The following is a 16,673-nucleotide window of genomic DNA, read 5'->3' on the forward strand; positions in this document are numbered from 1 at the left end:
TCTCAGACAAATGCCCGGAAAGATACGAACCCCATGACAGACTGGTTGCAAGACAACGGCGAGATGGCCGGGCAGATCCGCCGTCACGACTGGGCGAATTCGCCCCTCGGCCCGTTGGAAAACTGGCCCGATGTACTCAAGACCACTGTCTCGCTCAGTCTCGCCTCGCATTTCCCTCAGGCGATCGTCTGGGGCCCGCAATTGATCACTCTCTATAACGACGCCTTCGTGCCGATTCTCGGCGACAAGCCGCATGCGCTGGGACGTCCTTTCAGCGACATCTGGAAAGAAGCCTGGCATGAGATCAGCCCGATAGCCGAGGCGGCCTATGCCGGCCAAGCCACCTACATCGAAAACTTTGCCCTGAAGATCGAACGCGGCAACGGTCCGGAGCAGGCGTTCTTCACTTTCTGTTACAGCCCGATTCGTGACTCCCACGGCAATGTCGTCGGCATGCTCGACACGGTCACCGAGACCACCCAGACCGTTTATCTCAACCAACGCCTGGCCGTCCTCGATGCCATCGGCGAAGCGGTGACCAATGCCACCGATGCGCAAGCAATCCTGGCGGCGAGCACCCGGCTGATGGTCGAGCAGTTGCAATTGTCCAACTGCGCGTACGCCGACATGGATGCCGACGAGGACGGCTTCACCATTCGCGGCGACTATGCGGCACCGGGTTCGCCAAGCATCGTCGGCCACTACCGCCTGCGCGATTTCGGTGAGAAGGCAGTGCGTCTGCTGCGCGCCGGGGAACCGCTGGTCATCCATGACAACCGCAGCGAGCTACCACCGGAAGAGTCGGCGACCTTTCAGGCCATCGGTATTACCGCGACCATTTGTGTACCACTGATCAAGCAGGGCCGTCTGACCGCATTGATGGCCGTCCACGACAAAGTGCCGCGGGTCTGGTCGCAATTTGAGCAGGCATTGATGAGCGAAGTGACCGAACGGTGCTGGGCGCACATCGAGCGGGTGCGCGCCGATGCCAATGTGCGTGAAGGCCTGCTGGCTCTGGCTGAGCTCAACGCCACGCTGGAGCAACGGGTCGAAGAGCGCAGCTTGCGCCTGGCCCAGGCCGAGTCGGCGTTGCGCCAGTCGCAGAAGCTCGAAGCCATCGGCCAATTGACCGGCGGCGTCGCCCACGACTTCAACAATCTGCTGACGATCATTCGTTCGTCGGTGGATTTTCTGCGCCAGCCCAACCTGCCGGAAGAACGCCGTCAGCGCTACATGCGCGCGGTGTCCGACACCGTCGAGCGCGCCTCCAAGCTGACCAGCCAGTTGCTCGCCTTCGCCCGCCGCCAGCCGCTCAATCCGCAGGTAGTCGACGCCGGCGAACGTTTGGCAAACATCGGCGAGATGCTCGAATCGGTCACCGGCGCGCAGATTCACGTGTGCGTCGAACGCCCGGATCACCCCTGCTACATCCGTGTCGACCTCAGTCAGTTCGAAACCGCGTTGATCAACATTGCGCTTAACGCCCGCGACGCCATGAACGGTCAGGGTGAGCTGAAATTGCGCCTGGAATGCCACAAAGCGCTACCGCCGATTCGCGGTCACGCCGGGTCCAGCAGCCATTTCGTGTCGATAGCCTTGGCCGATACCGGTGCCGGCATCGACGCACACACCCTCGAACACATCTTCGAACCGTTCTTTACCACCAAGGCTGTCGGCAAAGGCACGGGGCTGGGGCTGTCGCAGGTGTTCGGCTTCGCCAAGCAATCGGGCGGCAACGTCGACGTCTCCAGCGTCCTTGGCCAAGGCACCGAGTTCACCTTGTATTTGCCGCAAGTGCCGGCGGACGAGACTGAACAGGACAACACCGAGGACGATGGCGAGGTGCAGCCGGCCTGCGAAAAACGCCGGGTACTGGTGGTCGAGGACAATCTCGATGTCGGTCGTTTTGCCAATCAGATCCTCCAGGATCTGGGCTATGAAACCGCATGGGCAACCAACGCTGAAGAAGCCCTGCAGTTGGCGGGCGGCGATGCCAGCGCGTTCGATGCGGTGTTTTCCGACGTGGTCATGCCGGGCATCACCGGCGTCGCGTTGGCCAGGGAGCTGCGCCAGCGCCGCCCCGATCTACCGGTGATTCTGACCTCCGGCTACAGCGAAGAACTGGCCCGCAGCGGTTACGAAGGTTTCGAGTTTCTCGCCAAGCCCTACTCCGCCGAACAGGTCTCACGGATTCTCGGCAAGACCTGGCTCAAGGACGCAAAACCAGCGGCGTCAGTCGTGATCGACGCCGGCGCGCTTGAGTAATTTCTTGCAGCGTTCCGACAGGTGAAACACCTGTAAATGCTTGCCAGCCTTGGCGTAGCGTTCACGCAGGGTTTTCAACGCGGCAATCGCCGAGTAATCGACAAAGCTCAGGTGCCGGCAGTCGAGAGTGACTTTCGCCGGATCGTTGGCCGGATCGAACTGAGTGAGAAACGGCGTGGTCGAGGCAAAGAACAGCGTCCCGTGCAGGCGATAGAGCTTGCTGCCGTCGGCCTCCAGGTGTTCATCGGCGTACAGTTCGCGCGCCTGCTGCCAGGCGAAGTTGAGCGCGGCGATGATGATCCCGCACAGCACGGCCGTGGCCAGATCGGTGAACACGGTGATGGTGGTCACGGCGATGATCACCAGCACATCGTGCAGCGGCACCTTGTTGATCACCCGCAACGACGCCCAGGCGAACGTCTGCTGCGATACCACAAACATCACCCCCACCAGTGCGGCCAGCGGAATACGCTCGATCAGCGGTGACAGAAACAGAATGAACAACAGAATCAGCACACCGGCAACCACGCCGGACAAGCGCCCGCGCCCGCCGGAGCTGAGGTTGATCACGGTCTGGCCGATCATCGCGCAACCGCCCATGCCGCCGAACGCACCGGACACCATGTTGGCCGCGCCGAGCGCTACGCACTCACGATCCGGATAGCCACGGGTCTCGGTGATTTCGTCGGTCAGGTTCAGTGTCAGCAAGGTTTCCAGCAGGCCGACCATCGCCATCAGGACCGCGTACGGAGCGATGATGCGCAGCGTTTCCAGGCTCCATGGAATGTCTGGCATGGCGAAAGTCGGCAGACCGCCGGCAATGTGCGCCATGTCGCCGAGGGTGCGGGTCGGCAGGCCGAACAGGTAAACCAGCAGGCCGACGCCAAGGATCGCCACCAGGGCCGGCGGCACTGCTTTGGTCAGGCGCGGCAGGATGTAAACGATGGCCATGGTCAATAGCACCAGCCCGGTCATCAGATACAGCGGCGTACCGCTGAGCCAGTGCTCGCCGCTTTTGAAGTGCTCCAGTTGCGCCAGGGCAATGATGATCGCCAGGCCGTTGACGAAACCGAGCATCACCGGATGCGGCACCATGCGCACCAGTTTGCCCAAGCGCAACAGCCCGAACGCCATCATGATCAGACCGCCGAGCAGCACCGTTGCCAGCAGATATTGCACGCCGTGTTGCACCACCAGCGCGACGATCACCACCGCCATCGAGCCCGCCGCGCCGGAAACCATGCCCGGCCGGCCGCCAAACAACGCTGTCAGCGTGCAAATGATGAAAGCGCCATACAGGCCCATCAGCGGATTGAGATGCGCGACCAGGGCGAAAGCAATGCATTCGGGCAACAGGGCGAACGAGGTGGTGAGTCCGGCGAGGACATCGGCGCGCAGACGAATCGGTTTCATGGCTTACCTGACTGAGCGGCCGCTGGGCACGGCTGCTGTTTTCGCGAAAAAAGAGGGAGGCGAATGTTACGGAATTGTTCGGCCTCGGGCCAGTGAAACGCTGACATGGAGTGGCGCGGGCCTTATCCTTGCAGGCTTGTCCATCGAATCGAGTCGCAGCATGTCAGCGTTTTTGTCCGCCCGGGATGTGTGTCAGCGTCTGCGCGAAGCTGCGCTGGGCGTGCTTGCGTTCGAAGTCTGCGAGGTAATGTCCCAGTCCGGGCTGATTGCCGTTTACATCGAGGGCTGGCATCTGCTGTTGGACTTCGCCGACGGACATTTGCATCACTGTGAATACGCGCGCAACTGCGCCGGGGATGAAGCGACGCTGGACACTTGGCAGCGTTATGGCACGGACCCGGTGAGTCTGCTCAGCACATGGGAACTGGCGCAGATCGAGCGGTTGCTGCGTGATGCGAATCGCGTCCAAACCTAGTGCATCGTTTCCGACTGCGGTGCTCTCTGATGTTGAGACCGACCAAATGCCTGTGGGAGCGAGCCTGCTCGCGAAGGCGGTATATCAGTCGGTTTGATGTTGGCTGTCATAGCGCTTTCGCGAGCAGGCTCGCTCCCACAGGGGGTTTGTGTGAGTTCAGAAGGTGATTTGGGCTGCCGGTTTGACGTCGATCCGTGCCACGGAACTGGTCAGGGCGGCGAAGTCCTTGTTGTGTTGGGCAATGATGTCTTCGGCGCTCATGTTGCCGTTATCGACCGTCGAATGTGCATCTTGCGCGACTACGACGTCGTAGCCCAGCTTATGCGCGCTGCGCACCGTGGCGTTGACGCAGTAATCGGTTTGCAGGCCGCAGATGATCAGGCGTTCGAAGTCCTCGCTGGGCAGCAGCTTGCCGAGATCGGTCTGGTAGAAAGAATCCCCGGTAGTCTTGCCTACACGCAGGTCTTTCGTCGAAGTCAGCAAACCTTCGGCCAGTTGCCAACCGTCCGCGCCATGCACGAACGGACCGTCCTTTTCTTCGTGCTGAATCAACACCACCGGAACGCCAGCCGTGCGGGCGCGTTGGCTGAGATCATTGATCGTGGCGATCACGCGGTCGATTTCAAAACACTGATATTCACCAGCACACAGCGCCTGCTGGACGTCGATGATCAGTAATGCGGTGGTCATGTCGAGCCTTCCTTGATCAGTCCTTGAGATGGGGCGGACCTGAGCCCGCCCCTTTTTACTCCGCTCAGTAACCCAGTGACAAGCCGGTATTACGCCGTGGATCATTGGCGCCGTAGAAGCGATTCTTGCCAACCGGTTTGCCGTCCAGTGACGGCGCGCCGACCAGAATCGCGGCGATGTGGTTGGGATCCTGCGGGCCGGCAAACTTGTGGCCCCAGCTCTCGAGGAGCTTTTTCGTATCCGGGCTGGCGGCGAAGTCTTCGAGGTTGGTTTCCTCCGGCATCCACTGCTGATGGAAGCGCGGCGCGTCGACCGCTTCCTGCAGCCCCATGCCGTAATCGATCACATTGAGCATGGTCAGCAAGGTCGCGGTGATGATCCGGCTACCGCCCGGCGTGCCGACCACCATCACCACTTTGCCATCCTTGGTGACGATGGTCGGACTCATTGACGACAGCGGCGCCTTGCCCGGCGCGATGGCATTGGCTTCCCCCTGAACCAGACCGTACATGTTCGGCACGCCGACCTTGGAGGTGAAGTCGTCCATTTCGTCGTTGAGGATCACCCCGGTCTTGCTCGCCATCACGCCAGCGCCGAACCAGTCATTAAGGGTGTAGGTGACCGAAACGGCATTGCCCCACTTGTCGACGATCGAATAGTGCGTGGTGTTGCTGCCTTCATGCGGCGCTACACCGGGTTTGAGCTCAGCCGACACGCCGGCCTTTTGCGGCTGGATGGCGTTGCGCAGTTTGGTCGCATAGTTCTTGTCCAGCAGGTGCTCGATCGGATTCTTCACGAAATCCGGATCGCCGAGGTAGCTGTTGCGATCAACGTACGCGTGGCGCATCGCTTCGATCTGGTAGTGCATGCCCTGAGCGGAATGGAAGCCCAGGTCCTTCATCGGATAGCCTTCGAGGATATTCATGATCTGGCAGATCACCACCCCGCCGGAGCTGGGCGGTGGCGCCGAGACCACGTGATAGCCGCGATAATCGCATTCCACCGGAGCCAGTTCGCGAGTCTTGTATTTGTCCAGGTCGGCCTGGCTGATGATGCCTTTGTTGGCCTGGCTGGACGTGACAATGGCATCGGCGACCCAACCTTTGTAGAAGCCGTCGGCGCCCTTCTCGGAAATCGTCCGCAGGGTTTTCGCCAGATCCTTCTGCACCAGTTTCTGCCCGACCTGCATCGGCTCGCCGTTGCTGAGGAAGATCGAGCCGGAATCGCGCATGTCCTTCTTGAACACATCCGTCGCGTATTCGAGCAGCTCGACATCGCCCTGCTGCAGCTCGAAACCGTCTTCGGCCAGTTTGATCGCCGGGGCAATCATGTCCTTGCGCTGTTTGGTGCCATATTTGCTCAGCGCCAGCTCCATGCCGGACACAGTGCCCGGCACCCCGACGGCCAGATGGCCGCGCGTGCTCAGTTCCGGAATGACGTTACCGTCCTTGTCCAGATACATGTTGGCGGTCGCTGCCAGCGGGGCTTTCTCGCGGAAGTCGAGAAAGGTCTTGCGCCCGTCCGCCAGTTGAATGGTCATGAACCCGCCACCGCCAAGATTGCCCGCAGCCGGATAGACCACCGCCAGCGCATAGCCCACGGCCACTGCCGCATCCACGGCATTGCCGCCGTTTTTCAACACATCGACGCCGACATGGGTCGCCAGATGTTGCGCGGTGACCACCATGCCGTTTTCCGCCGCCACCGGCGCCACTGATGCCGCGTGAGCCATGAGACAGCTGAGCGCCAGGGAGGTCGCAATGAGCGATCTGGCCAAAGGTTCGTACTTCATGAGTCGATCTCTTTTTGTTTTTGGGGACTGCGCAAAACGCAGGGCAGCGCTTCAGGAGCAACAAGCAGTATGGCCGGCTTTGCGTATTGCGCCTCCCCGTTCAGCCAGTATGCTGAGCCATCGCAGCATTTGGCAGCTCCTGAAAAATGCGTCGAAGGCTGCGATCTTTCATCAAGCGAAGAGGTTGTTCATCGCTGCGTATTGCAACAGCATGATGGTCTTGGCGTCACAGATCTCGCCGCGTTGAAATGCTGCCAGTGCCTCATCGAAGCCCCACTCGAGCACTTCCAGTTCTTCGGTTTCCTCTTCCAGCCCACCACCGTCGCTTACTTTGGACGCGGCGTCGTATTCGGCGATAAAAAAGTGCAGCTTCTCCGTCACCGAGCCGGGGCTCATATACGCCTCGAATACTTTCTTCACGTCATGCACGCGATAACCGGTTTCCTCCTCGGCTTCGTCACGAATGCGTTGCTCCGGCGCGGCACCTTCCAGCAATCCCGCCGCCACCTCGATCAACAATCCATCGTGGCCGTTGACGAACACCGGCAAACGAAACTGGCGGGTCAGCACCACCGTGCGCTTTTCGCGGTTGAACAGCAGAATCGCCGCGCCGTTGCCCCGGTCGTAGACCTCGCGGGTCTGGCGCTGCCATTCACCGTTGTTGCGGTGGTAGTCGAAAGTGATTTTCTTCAACAGATACCAGTCGTGGGACAACACCTGTGTGTCGACGATGTTGACCCGTTCGGCTGTGTTGGACATCGCGTCTGATCCTGTCTTCATGGGGGACTGCCATGGTCGGACAATTGCGCCGACAAAAAAAGCCCGGCAGCGCTACCGGGCTCGTTCAGCCTGGGTTGTTACTGGAAGTCGACGTCGAAGGCCTGGTAGAAGGCGTTGCCGGTGTTGGCGACGATCCACATCAGCACAATGACGTGATGACCCTTCTTGTTCGTCGGCAGTTGCACTTGGTGATCAACCTTGGCCTTCAATTCGCCGGCATGGCTGTAATACGGCACTTGCGGGTAGAAGTCTTCGAAGAACGGCTGGGTTTCGAGCTGCGCACGGCTGATGCGTTGCTGTGGATCCCAGCCGTCTTTGGTGATCAGCCAGCGATAACCACGGGTGGTGTGCGGCGCGGTGTACGCCCAGCTGACCTCGAGAATCTGCCCCGGATCGACATTAAGCAGCGGCCAGTTGAATGAACGGCCGAGCTTCTTGCTCATCTCGTCGTCGGTGTAATTGACGCAATCGCGGGCATCGGTCTTGCCGCCGCTGAGAATGTAGCCATCGGCCGGCGGCGCGACGCTGTCCGAGTCGGTCTCGAAGGGTTGCGGGAACGGCCCGGCATTCACGGCCGGAAAGTTTTTGCCGCCCTCCATTTCATTGACTTGCCAAGCGCCGAGCAAGCCGAGGTCAATGGCCACTGCGCCGCGACTTGCTGGCGAGATGACACGACCGTGTTTGAGTTGGGTTTGTGGGATTGCCTGATTCATCGTCTTCACTCCGTTGATTTGAGAACTCTCCTTCCCGAGGAGAGGCCTTCAAGCTAACGGAGGTGAATTTTTTGTCCATTGGCGCTTTTGTCGCAATGCGATTTTGCAGGACGTAAAAAACCCTAAAACACTGGATGGATAACCAGTTCAAGTCGACACGTCGCACTCAACGTGTAGCTGAACACCTACACGCCGAGTCGCCTTTGGTCATTCAGACAGTTGCGCCTGATACTCCTTTTCGTACTGCCCGGCGAGTTGCGTTTTCTGTTTATCGTCGAGCAGTTTGCCGGCCATTTGGAAGAACTTGTGCTCTTCTTCCTCAAGGTGGTGATGAACCTTGTCGGAAAGCTTCTTGGCCGTGGCCAGCCACGCCGGACTGGACATTTCGGTCTCGTCGAGTTCTTCCATCATTTCGTCCATTTCGTGGTGCTCGGCGATGGCGTGGCGGCTCAGGTCAACGCCTTCGTCGATTTCCATCAACGGGATGTAGAAGTGCCGCTCTTCAGCGGTTTCATGCGCTTGCAGTTCTGCTTTGAGCTGCTTGTAGGCCTCGACCCGCTCAGGGCTGTCGCCGCTGGTCGCGATCAGAGCCTTGGCGTAAGTGCGCTGGCGCTCGTGGCTTTCGCGCAGGGCTTCAAAAATATTCACGGGATTTCCTCATCAATCGCGCTCAGGGAAAGACGCGATAAAAGCCTAGACCGCAACGCTGGTTTGACGGTTCCGCTTGTTCGATCGAAGGGCTTGGAGGCGTTTGCCCGGACGGGTTAGGCTGGGCGTTCAATCACACAAGGAAGTCATGCATGAATTTGCGTATCGAGTTGACGGACAATCCTACCGAGGAACAGCGTCAGGCCATTCTCCAACCGTTAATTGAATACAACGATGCGAAGACCGGCATATCGAAAACCGAGCCGTTCGCCTTGATGGTAAAAGATGAGTATGGCGCGATACTGGGCGGGTTGTACGGGCGAGTGACTTTGCGCTGGATGTTCATCGATTTGCTGTCAGTACCGGAACAAAGTCGCGGAGAGGGGATTGGTTCCCGGTTAATGGCACAGGCAGAAGCATTGGCCGAAGACAGGAACTGCTACGGAATCTGGCTCGACACCTTCGATTTTCAGGCGCCGGAGTTCTACAAGAAGCTGGGCTTCAGCCAGTTCGGTGAGATCGTAGACTATCCACCAGGGCACAAGCGGCATTTTTTCCAGAAGCGGCTGATCAACTGACTGTGTCGCTCTTTGCGCAAGCAGGCTCGCTCCCACACTGGAAAGCATTCAATCGGTGGGAGCGAGCCTGCTCGCGAAAGCGCCAGCCGCCTCGACACACAATCAGAGGCAGGTCGCCATCGCCGCCATGCGCCGCATCGCGACAAAATCACTCTGCTGTGCGTAGTAATTCAAAGTCGTACCCGAGGCTTCGGTAATCACATCGACAAACGACTCCGCTGAACGCGTGTAGACCGTCGTGCCGCCAGACTCGCGCGGCTCCAGATAGGCCGCCGCGTCGACGCCGAAAACCGCTTCATCCTGCCAGGCGAATTGCACGCACCGGGCGACGTCTTTCTCCGGCTTGTCCGAGGTCAGGACCTTGTCCGGGCTCTTGCTGCGAGCATCGTTCATCACCGAACCGGCGCACCCGGCCAACAGGGCCGCCGCCAGCACTACCATCAGCATTCGCATTGCATTTGCTCATCGAGAAAAAAGCGGACTGTAGCACTGCGACGCGGCAAATCGTTCTGCTTTACTGTTTTTATGCGCGACACGCGTGAGCAGCTGCGGCACTCTGAGATCTTCAGCCACACAAGGACATTACATGGCGCCTAGCGACCAACGACATGAACACGCCCTGAAACTGTTTCTCGATGCGCGACCCGAACTGCGTGAGACTCTCGACCACCTCAATCCGCTGTTGGCTCAGGCCAAGGGTGAAACCCAGGCGCAGTACCGCGAAGAACGCTTGCATGAAGCATTCGAGGCTGAGGCAGAAAGCCAGGGGTTGTTTGCCTGGGAGCTGACGTTGCAGCTGACCGCTGATTCACCGGAGGACTATCAGGCGCAACGCCTGGAAGTGCATCGGGAAGTGGCGGAAATGGCGGGGATGGACTGGATCGAGTATTGCGATCTTTACGGCATCACCCCGTAATCGATGTAGGAGCTGCCGAAGGCTGCGATCTTTTGATTTTGCTCTTCAAGATCAAAAGATCGCAGCCTTCGGCAGCTCCTACAAAGGTACCTGCGTAAAACTCGGGTTTCGCGGCACGAGCGATAAAGCTTTATCATGGCCGCAGTTTCGCTGATCGAGTCCATCATGAAGTTCGCCATCGCGCTGTTTTCCGCCGCCCATGCGCCCTCCTCGCGCCGTGCCCTGCTGTTTGCCCAGGCTGCGCTGGCCGGCGGCCATGAGATTGTCCGGCTGTTCTTCTATCAGGACGGCGTGTTCAACGCCTCCGATGCAGTGGTGACGCCGCAGGATGAACAGGATTTGCCCAAGCAATGGCGCGCCTTCATCAACGAAAAGCAACTGGATGGGGTGGTCTGCATCGCCGCCGCTCTGCGCCGTGGTGTGTTGAACGAAGAAGAAGCCAAGCGTTACCAGCGTGAAGCGATTTCGCTCAGCGCGCCGTGGGAATTGTCCGGTCTGGGTCAATTGCACGATGCCGTGCAGGACGCTGACCGTCTCATCTGTTTCGGAGGCGCTTGAACATGGCCAAATCGCTGTTGATCATCAGCCGCCAATCGCCATGGTCCGGCCCCGGTGCGCGGGAAGCGCTGGATATCGTGCTCGCCGGTGGCGCCTTTGATCTGCCGATCGGTTTGCTGTTTCTCGATGACGGCGTGCTGCAACTGGCCGCCGGGCAGAACGCCAAGGCCTTGCAGCAGAAAGACCTCAGCGCCAATCTGCAGGCGCTGCCGATGTTTGGTGTCGAAGAGCTGTTCTATTGCGCCGAAAGCGCCAATGCTCGCGGTCTTGGCAACCTGTCGCTGGACGAGGCGCAGCCGCTTGCTGCTGACCACATCACCGCCCTTATTGACCGTTACGATCAGGTGATCACCCTCTGATGTCGACTTTGCATGTGTTGTCTCATTCCCCGTTCGGGGACGATCGTCTGAGCAGTTGCCTGCGCCTGCTCGGCAGCGCCGATGCGGTATTGTTGTCCGGCGATGCGGTGTATGCGCTGCAACCGGACACTGTGCCGTTCTCAACCCTTCAAGAGCGAGCAATCAGAGTGTTTGTATTGATTGAGGACGCACAGGCGCGTGCGATCGAGATTCCAGACTGGGCCGAGGCCATCGATTACCCGGCGTTCGTCGAACTGTCGATCCATCACACCAAGGTCAACAGCTGGCTATGAATTCAATGACCGTCGGCGCCCGCGCCATCGAACTGGACAAGGACGGCTTTCTCGTTGACCTCAGCGACTGGTCGGCTGAAGTCGCCAGCGCCCTCGCCGCCGCCGAAGACATCGAGTTGACGCCTGAACACTGGGAAGTCCTCGAGCTGCTGCGCAGCTTTTACGCCGAATTCCAGCTATCGCCGGCCACGCGGCCGCTGATCAAGTACACCGCGTTGAAACTCGGCGCCGACAAAGGCAACAGCCTGCACCTGAACCGACTGTTCAAAGGCACCCCTGCCAAACTCGCCGCGAAACTGGCGGGCCTGCCCAAACCGACGAATTGCCTATGAACGACTTTCCAGCATTGACCCTCGAAACGCCTGCCGAGCATCCGTTCGCGCAATTCGTGCGCATTCTCGGCAAGGGCAAGCGCGGCGCCCGCGACCTGACGCGCGAAGAAGCCCGCGAGGCCATGGGCATGGTGCTCGATGACAAGGTCGAAGATACGCAGCTGGGTGCCTTCCTGATGTTGCTGCGGCACAAGGAAGAAAGTGCCGAGGAAATGGCCGGTTTCACCGAAGCCCTGCGCGCACGCTTACACGCGCCCGCATTGAATGTCGACTTGGACTGGCCGACCTACGCCGGCAAAAAACGCCACCTGCCGTGGTATCTGCTGGCGGCCAAGTGCCTGGCGCAAAACGGCGTGCGGATCTTCATGCACGGCGGCGGCGCGCACACGGCCGGGCGTCTATACAGCGAAAAACTGCTGGGCGAACTGAACATTCCCCTGTGCCGCAATTGGCAGCAGGTCGGCGCGGCACTGGACAACGGCGGCCTGGCGTTTATGCCGCTCATGGACTGGGCGCCGCAGTTGCAAAAGATGATCGACCTGCGCAATACCTTGGGCCTACGGTCGCCGATCCACTCGCTGGCGCGGATTCTCAATCCGCTTGGCGCACGTTGTGGCCTGCAGAGCATTTTCCATCCGGGCTATCAGGCGGTACATCGCGATGCCAGCGGCTTGCTCGGCGACACGGCAATTGTGGTCAAGGGCGATGGCGGTGAAATCGAGATCAACCCCGACGCCACCAGCCACCTTTATGGCACCAGCGGCGGTCAAAGCTGGGACGAAGAATGGCCGCAGCTGTCAGCGCAGCGCCACGTCAAACCCGCTTCGCTGGACATCGAGCACTTGAAAGCCGTGTGGCGTGGCGATGTGGTCGACAGTTACCCGCAAATGGCCTTGATTGCGACCATGGCCCTCGCCCTGCGCGGTCTCGGTCAGAATCGCGAACAGGCCTTTGCGACCGCAGAGCAATATTGGGCGGCGCGCAACACATCGATCTAATCGATCATCAGCGCCCGATCTTTGCGCTTTTTGTTCGAACTCATCGGAATAGACTCGACTCCAACGAACATTGGTTTTGGGAGTCTTGATCATGGGTTTACTCGTCGACGGCCACTGGCAGGACAAGTGGTACGAAAGCAGCAAGGACGGCGCGTTCCAGCGCGAACAAGCGCAACGCCGCAACTGGGTGACCGCCGATGGTCAGCCAGGCCCCAGCGGTGAAGGCGGTTTCACTGCCGAAGCCGGACGCTATCACCTGTACGTTTCCCTCGCCTGCCCTTGGGCGCATCGCACGCTGATTCTGCGCAAACTCAAAGGGCTGGAAGGTCTGATCGACGTGTCGGTGGTCAGCTGGCTCATGCTGGAGAACGGCTGGACCTTCGACAAATCGCTCGGTTCGACAGGCGACAAACTCGATGGCTTCGATTTCATGCATCAGCGATACACCGCCGACACGCCTGATTACACCGGGCGCGTGACGGTGCCAGTGCTGTGGGACAAGAAACTCAAGCGCATCGTCAGCAATGAATCGGCGGAAATCATCCGCATGTTCAACAGCGCCTTCGACGGGATCACTGGTAACGATCTGGACTTTTATCCGGCGCCGCTACGCAACGAGATCGATGCGCTGAACGAGCGGATCTACCCGGCGGTGAACAACGGTGTCTATCGTGCCGGGTTCGCCACCTCGCAACAGGCATACGAACAGGCGTTCGATGAAGTATTCGCCGAACTGGATCATCTGGAGCAACTGCTGGGTGCCAATCGCTACCTGAGCGGGGAATACCTGACCGAGGCCGACGTGCGCCTGTTTACCACGATGATTCGCTTTGACGCGGTGTATCACGGGCATTTCAAGTGCAACCTGCGGCGGATTGCCGATTACCCGAATCTGTCGAACTGGCTGCGCGAGATGTATCAATGGCCGGGTATTGCCGAGACGGTGGATTTCCAGCACATCAAGCATCACTACTATGGCAGCCACAAGACCATCAACCCGACCGGCGTGGTGCCGAAGGGGCCGCAGCAGGATTTCAGCGTAGCGCATGACCGGTCGCGGTTGATCGGGAAAGGGGTTTGGTTAAAGGGCTAACAGCAGAAGCAAAAGATCGCAGCCTTCGGCAACTCCTACATGAGAATGCGTTCCTCTGTAGGAGCTGCCGAAGGCTGCGATCTTTTGATCTGACTCAGACCTGCGCTTGAGCCCCTTCAAACCACGCCAGCTTCTCGCGCAGTTGCACCACTTCGCCGACGATCACCAGAGTCGGCGCATGCACTTCATGCTCCGCCACCATTCGCGGCAGATCCGCCAGCGTGCCGGTGAAAACCCGCTGATTGACTGTAGTGCCCTGCTGAATCAACGCCGCCGGGGTATCCGCCGCGCGACCATGCTTGATCAACTGCTCGCAGATGATCGGCAGGCCCACCAGGCCCATGTAGAACACCAGCGTCTGCGCCGGGGCGACAAGATCGGCCCATGGCAGATCGGTGGAACCATCCTTCAAGTGGCCAGTGACAAACCGCACGGACTGCGCATGGTCACGGTGGGTCAGCGGGATCCCCGCATAAGCGGCGCAACCGCTGGCCGCCGTGATGCCTGGCACCACCTGGAATGGAATACCGTGGGCCGCCAGTTCTTCGATCTCTTCGCCACCGCGGCCGAAGATAAACGGATCGCCGCCCTTCAACCGCACCACACGCTTGCCAGCCTTGGCCAGATCGACCAGTTGCTGGTTGATCTGATCCTGCGGCACGGCGTGTTCGGAGCGACGCTTGCCGACATACACCCGCTCGGCATCGCGACGGCACAACTCGAGAATCGCCGGCGCCACCAGGCGGTCATAGAGCACCACATCGGCTTGCTGCATCAGACGCAGTGCGCGGAAGGTCAACAGATCCGGATCACCCGGACCGGCACCGACCAGATAAACCTCGCCAGTGGTGACCATTGGCTCGCCATCGACCTTGGCCTGCAACAGGCGCTCGGCTTCAGCGCCCTGCCCGGCCAGTTGACGATCGGCGATCGGGCCCTGGAAAACGTCTTCCCAGAAGCCGCGACGCTGCTGAACATCCGGAAACAGGTTTTTCACCTGATTGCGAAAACGCGCAGCCAGCCCTGCCAATTGACCGTAGGTCGAAGGAATCCAGGTTTCGATTTTCGCGCGGATCAGACGCGCCAGTACCGGCGCATCGCCGCCGCTGGACACGGCGATGATCAACGGCGAGCGATCGACGATCGCCGGGAAGATCACGCTGCACAAGGCCGGCGCATCGACCACGTTGACCGGCACGCAACGGCGGTGGGCGTCGGTGGAGACTTGCGCGTTGAGCGTTTCGTCGTCGGTAGCGGCAATGATCAGCCCGCAACCGTCCAGATCCGTTTCGGCGTAACCGCGCAACAGGCATTCACCGCCGCTGGCAGCGACCAGTTCGGCCAGTTGCGTTTCGATTTCAGGTGCGACCACCCGCAGCAGCGCACCGGCATCGGCCAGCAGGCGGGATTTGCGCAAGGCAATTTCCCCCCCACCGACAACCAACACACGACTGCCGCGCAGGTTGTGAAACAGCGGCAGATATTTCATTTAGCCGATGACCTCAAGGCCACCCATGTACGGCTTCAGCACGTCCGGCACGCGGATCGAACCGTCGGCCTGCTGGTAGTTTTCCAGTACCGCAACCAGAGTACGACCGACCGCCAGACCAGAGCCGTTCAAGGTGTGCACCAGCTCAGGCTTGCCGGTTTCCGGGTTACGGAAACGCGCCTGCATGCGCCGCGCCTGGAAGTCGCCGCAGTTGGAGCACGAGGAGATTTCGCGGTATTTGTCCTGGCTCGGAATCCACACTTCCAGGTCATAGGTCTTGACGGCGCTGAAGCCCATGTCGCCGGTGCACAGCGCCAGGGTGCGGTAAGGCAGGCCGAGCAGTTGCAGAACCTTTTCGGCGTTGGCAGTCAGGCTTTCCAGCGCTTCCATCGATTGCGACGGCTCGACGACCTGGACCATTTCGACTTTGTCGAACTGGTGCTGGCGGATCATGCCACGCGTGTCGCGACCCGACGCGCCGGCTTCGCTGCGGAAGCATGGGGTGTGGGCGACAAACTTGATCGGCAACAACTTCGAATCGACGATTTCGCCGGCAACGATGTTGGTCAGCGATACTTCGGCGGTTGGAATCAGGTACAGATCGGCTTCGCCTTCGCGGGCAATCTTGAACAGATCTTCTTCGAACTTCGGCAGCTGGCCGGTACCTTGCAGCGCCGGAGCCTGAACCAGATAAGGCGTGTAAGCCTCTTCGTAGCCATGTTCGGTGACATGCAGGTTGATCATGAACTGCGCCAGCGCACGATGCAGACGCGCGATCGGGCCACGCAACAAGGCGAAACGAGCACCGGACAGCTTGGCGGCGGTTTCAAAATCCAGCCAGCCAAACTTCTCGCCGAGGGCGACGTGGTCTTTCACTTCGAAATCGAACTGGGTCGGGGTGCCCCAGCGGCGCACTTCGACGTTGTCGTCTTCGTCCTTGCCGACCGGAACCGATTCGTGCGGCAGGTTGGGGATACCGAGCAGGATCGAATCGAGTTCGGTCTGGATCGCGTCCAGCTCGACCTTGCCAGCGCTCAGCTCGCCTGCCATGCGCTCGACGTCCGCCATCAGCGGCGCGATGTCTTCGCCGCGCTGCTTGGCCTGCCCGATGGATTTGGAACGCGCGTTACGCTCAGCCTGCAGTGCTTCGGTGCGGGTCTGGACGGTCTTGCGCTGTTCTTCCAGCGCTTCGATGCGCGCGGTGTCCAGGGCAAAGCCACGGGAAGCCAGGCGGTCCGCTACGTCCTGAAGGTTGCTACGTAACAGTTTGGAATCGAGCAT

The 16,673-nt window shown here is 59.9% G+C and carries 19 protein-coding genes; 10 read left to right on the top strand and 9 right to left on the bottom strand.

The genetic code is table 11. The features are described 5' to 3' along the window. The first annotated feature begins 33 nt into the window (after positions 1–33). A complete protein-coding gene (locus CKW30_RS23300) occupies positions 34–2,265 on the top strand; it encodes a response regulator (RefSeq protein ID WP_095182049.1) in 2,232 nt (743 codons plus the stop codon). Here the strand turns inward: CKW30_RS23300 and CKW30_RS23305 are convergent. Continuing rightward, on the bottom strand, positions 2,233–3,678 hold the full coding sequence (locus CKW30_RS23305; protein WP_095182050.1) for a SulP family inorganic anion transporter: 1,446 nt from the start codon (positions 3,676–3,678) through the stop codon (positions 2,233–2,235). The genes CKW30_RS23300 and CKW30_RS23305 overlap by 33 nt on opposite strands. 160 nt (positions 3,679–3,838) lie before the next feature. Between CKW30_RS23305 and CKW30_RS23310 the strand changes: the two genes are divergently transcribed. Further along, positions 3,839–4,153 (top strand): hypothetical protein, encoded by a 315-nt coding sequence (locus tag CKW30_RS23310; RefSeq protein ID WP_095182051.1) that lies wholly within the window; start codon positions 3,839–3,841, stop codon positions 4,151–4,153. Positions 4,154–4,309: 156 nt separating this feature from the next. Here the strand turns inward: CKW30_RS23310 and CKW30_RS23315 are convergent, their stop codons facing one another. The 5 genes from CKW30_RS23315 to CKW30_RS23335 all read right to left on the bottom strand — a co-directional run bounded on the left by CKW30_RS23315 (position 4,310) and on the right by CKW30_RS23335 (position 8,776). Next, positions 4,310–4,843: a cysteine hydrolase family protein gene (locus tag CKW30_RS23315; RefSeq protein ID WP_095182052.1), complete on the bottom strand. Its 534-nt coding sequence runs from the start codon at positions 4,841–4,843 to the stop codon at positions 4,310–4,312. A 64-nt stretch (positions 4,844–4,907) separates the two neighbouring features. Further along, positions 4,908–6,635 (bottom strand): gamma-glutamyltransferase, encoded by a 1,728-nt coding sequence (gene ggt, locus CKW30_RS23320; protein ID WP_095182053.1) that lies wholly within the window; start codon positions 6,633–6,635, stop codon positions 4,908–4,910. Positions 6,636–6,806: 171 nt separating this feature from the next. Beyond that, positions 6,807–7,394, bottom strand: a complete 588-nt coding sequence (locus tag CKW30_RS23325) for an NUDIX domain-containing protein (RefSeq protein WP_024013397.1) — start codon at positions 7,392–7,394, stop codon at positions 6,807–6,809. 98 nt (positions 7,395–7,492) lie between these two features. Further along, positions 7,493–8,128, bottom strand: coding sequence for a lytic polysaccharide monooxygenase auxiliary activity family 9 protein (locus CKW30_RS23330; RefSeq protein WP_095182054.1), 636 nt, complete (start codon positions 8,126–8,128; stop codon positions 7,493–7,495). 207 nt (positions 8,129–8,335) lie between these two features. Then, complete coding sequence (locus CKW30_RS23335) at positions 8,336–8,776, bottom strand: hemerythrin domain-containing protein (RefSeq protein WP_016775257.1); 441 nt, start codon at positions 8,774–8,776, stop codon at positions 8,336–8,338. Positions 8,777–8,928: 152 nt separating this feature from the next. Here CKW30_RS23335 and CKW30_RS23340 point away from each other — a divergent pair, with 152 nt between their 5' ends. Continuing rightward, positions 8,929–9,354: an N-acetyltransferase gene (locus CKW30_RS23340; RefSeq protein WP_095182055.1), complete on the top strand. Its 426-nt coding sequence runs from the start codon at positions 8,929–8,931 to the stop codon at positions 9,352–9,354. 102 nt (positions 9,355–9,456) lie between these two features. On the opposite strand, the gene CKW30_RS23345 is transcribed toward CKW30_RS23340, so the two are convergent. Continuing rightward, complete coding sequence (locus CKW30_RS23345; RefSeq protein WP_041477055.1) at positions 9,457–9,807, bottom strand: hypothetical protein; 351 nt, start codon at positions 9,805–9,807, stop codon at positions 9,457–9,459. A gap of 133 nt (positions 9,808–9,940) precedes the next feature. Between CKW30_RS23345 and CKW30_RS23350 the strand changes: the two genes are divergently transcribed. The 7 genes from CKW30_RS23350 to CKW30_RS23380 all read left to right on the top strand — a co-directional run bounded on the left by CKW30_RS23350 (position 9,941) and on the right by CKW30_RS23380 (position 13,903). Continuing rightward, positions 9,941–10,270, top strand: a complete 330-nt coding sequence (locus CKW30_RS23350) for a DUF6388 family protein (RefSeq protein ID WP_041477057.1) — start codon at positions 9,941–9,943, stop codon at positions 10,268–10,270. A gap of 165 nt (positions 10,271–10,435) precedes the next feature. Beyond that, positions 10,436–10,828: a sulfurtransferase complex subunit TusD gene (gene tusD, locus CKW30_RS23355; protein WP_041477377.1), complete on the top strand. Its 393-nt coding sequence runs from the start codon at positions 10,436–10,438 to the stop codon at positions 10,826–10,828. A gap of 2 nt (positions 10,829–10,830) precedes the next feature. After that, positions 10,831–11,187 (top strand): sulfurtransferase complex subunit TusC, encoded by a 357-nt coding sequence (tusC, locus tag CKW30_RS23360; RefSeq protein WP_095182056.1) that lies wholly within the window; start codon positions 10,831–10,833, stop codon positions 11,185–11,187. Further along, positions 11,187–11,480, top strand: coding sequence for a sulfurtransferase complex subunit TusB (tusB, locus tag CKW30_RS23365; protein ID WP_095182057.1), 294 nt, complete (start codon positions 11,187–11,189; stop codon positions 11,478–11,480). The genes tusC and tusB overlap by 1 nt, the downstream gene beginning before the upstream one ends. Beyond that, positions 11,477–11,812 (top strand): TusE/DsrC/DsvC family sulfur relay protein, encoded by a 336-nt coding sequence (locus CKW30_RS23370; RefSeq protein WP_016770652.1) that lies wholly within the window; start codon positions 11,477–11,479, stop codon positions 11,810–11,812. Before tusB ends, CKW30_RS23370 begins: the two co-directional genes overlap by 4 nt. Further along, positions 11,809–12,810, top strand: coding sequence for a glycosyl transferase family protein (locus CKW30_RS23375; protein WP_095182058.1), 1,002 nt, complete (start codon positions 11,809–11,811; stop codon positions 12,808–12,810). The genes CKW30_RS23370 and CKW30_RS23375 overlap by 4 nt, the downstream gene beginning before the upstream one ends. A 91-nt stretch (positions 12,811–12,901) precedes the next feature. After that, positions 12,902–13,903 carry a glutathione S-transferase family protein gene (locus CKW30_RS23380; RefSeq protein WP_095182059.1) on the top strand — a complete coding sequence of 334 codons (1,002 nt, stop codon included), beginning with the start codon at positions 12,902–12,904 and terminating at the stop codon, positions 13,901–13,903. Positions 13,904–13,997: 94 nt separating this feature from the next. On the opposite strand, the gene cysG is transcribed toward CKW30_RS23380, so the two are convergent. Then, complete coding sequence (gene cysG, locus CKW30_RS23385) at positions 13,998–15,392, bottom strand: siroheme synthase CysG (RefSeq protein WP_041477064.1); 1,395 nt, start codon at positions 15,390–15,392, stop codon at positions 13,998–14,000. Next, positions 15,393–16,673, bottom strand: a complete 1,281-nt coding sequence (gene serS, locus CKW30_RS23390; RefSeq protein WP_056788907.1) for a serine--tRNA ligase — start codon at positions 16,671–16,673, stop codon at positions 15,393–15,395.

The sequence above is a fragment of the Pseudomonas sp. Irchel 3F6 genome (assembly GCF_900187595.1).
GTDB classification, from domain to species: domain Bacteria; phylum Pseudomonadota; class Gammaproteobacteria; order Pseudomonadales; family Pseudomonadaceae; genus Aquipseudomonas; species Aquipseudomonas siliginis.

Bases quoted from the DNA above. Each gene is read 5' to 3' on its own strand.
- CKW30_RS23300 (WP_095182049.1), top strand. From the start codon at position 34: ATGACAGACTGGTTGCAAGACAACGGCGAGATGGCCGGGCAGATCCGC.
- CKW30_RS23305 (WP_095182050.1), bottom strand. From the start codon at position 3,678: ATGAAACCGATTCGTCTGCGCGCCGATGTCCTCGCCGGACTCACCACC.
- CKW30_RS23310 (WP_095182051.1), top strand. From the start codon at position 3,839: ATGTCAGCGTTTTTGTCCGCCCGGGATGTGTGTCAGCGTCTGCGCGAA.
- CKW30_RS23315 (WP_095182052.1), bottom strand. From the start codon at position 4,843: ATGACCACCGCATTACTGATCATCGACGTCCAGCAGGCGCTGTGTGCT.
- ggt (WP_095182053.1), bottom strand. From the start codon at position 6,635: ATGAAGTACGAACCTTTGGCCAGATCGCTCATTGCGACCTCCCTGGCG.
- CKW30_RS23325 (WP_024013397.1), bottom strand. From the start codon at position 7,394: ATGTCCAACACAGCCGAACGGGTCAACATCGTCGACACACAGGTGTTG.
- CKW30_RS23330 (WP_095182054.1), bottom strand. From the start codon at position 8,128: ATGAATCAGGCAATCCCACAAACCCAACTCAAACACGGTCGTGTCATC.
- CKW30_RS23340 (WP_095182055.1), top strand. From the start codon at position 8,929: ATGAATTTGCGTATCGAGTTGACGGACAATCCTACCGAGGAACAGCGT.
- CKW30_RS23345 (WP_041477055.1), bottom strand. From the start codon at position 9,807: ATGCGAATGCTGATGGTAGTGCTGGCGGCGGCCCTGTTGGCCGGGTGC.
- CKW30_RS23350 (WP_041477057.1), top strand. From the start codon at position 9,941: ATGGCGCCTAGCGACCAACGACATGAACACGCCCTGAAACTGTTTCTC.
- tusD (WP_041477377.1), top strand. From the start codon at position 10,436: ATGAAGTTCGCCATCGCGCTGTTTTCCGCCGCCCATGCGCCCTCCTCG.
- tusC (WP_095182056.1), top strand. From the start codon at position 10,831: ATGGCCAAATCGCTGTTGATCATCAGCCGCCAATCGCCATGGTCCGGC.
- tusB (WP_095182057.1), top strand. From the start codon at position 11,187: ATGTCGACTTTGCATGTGTTGTCTCATTCCCCGTTCGGGGACGATCGT.
- CKW30_RS23370 (WP_016770652.1), top strand. From the start codon at position 11,477: ATGAATTCAATGACCGTCGGCGCCCGCGCCATCGAACTGGACAAGGAC.
- CKW30_RS23375 (WP_095182058.1), top strand. From the start codon at position 11,809: ATGAACGACTTTCCAGCATTGACCCTCGAAACGCCTGCCGAGCATCCG.
- CKW30_RS23380 (WP_095182059.1), top strand. From the start codon at position 12,902: ATGGGTTTACTCGTCGACGGCCACTGGCAGGACAAGTGGTACGAAAGC.
- cysG (WP_041477064.1), bottom strand. From the start codon at position 15,392: ATGAAATATCTGCCGCTGTTTCACAACCTGCGCGGCAGTCGTGTGTTG.
- serS (WP_056788907.1), bottom strand. From the start codon at position 16,673: ATGCTCGATTCCAAACTGTTACGTAGCAACCTTCAGGACGTAGCGGAC.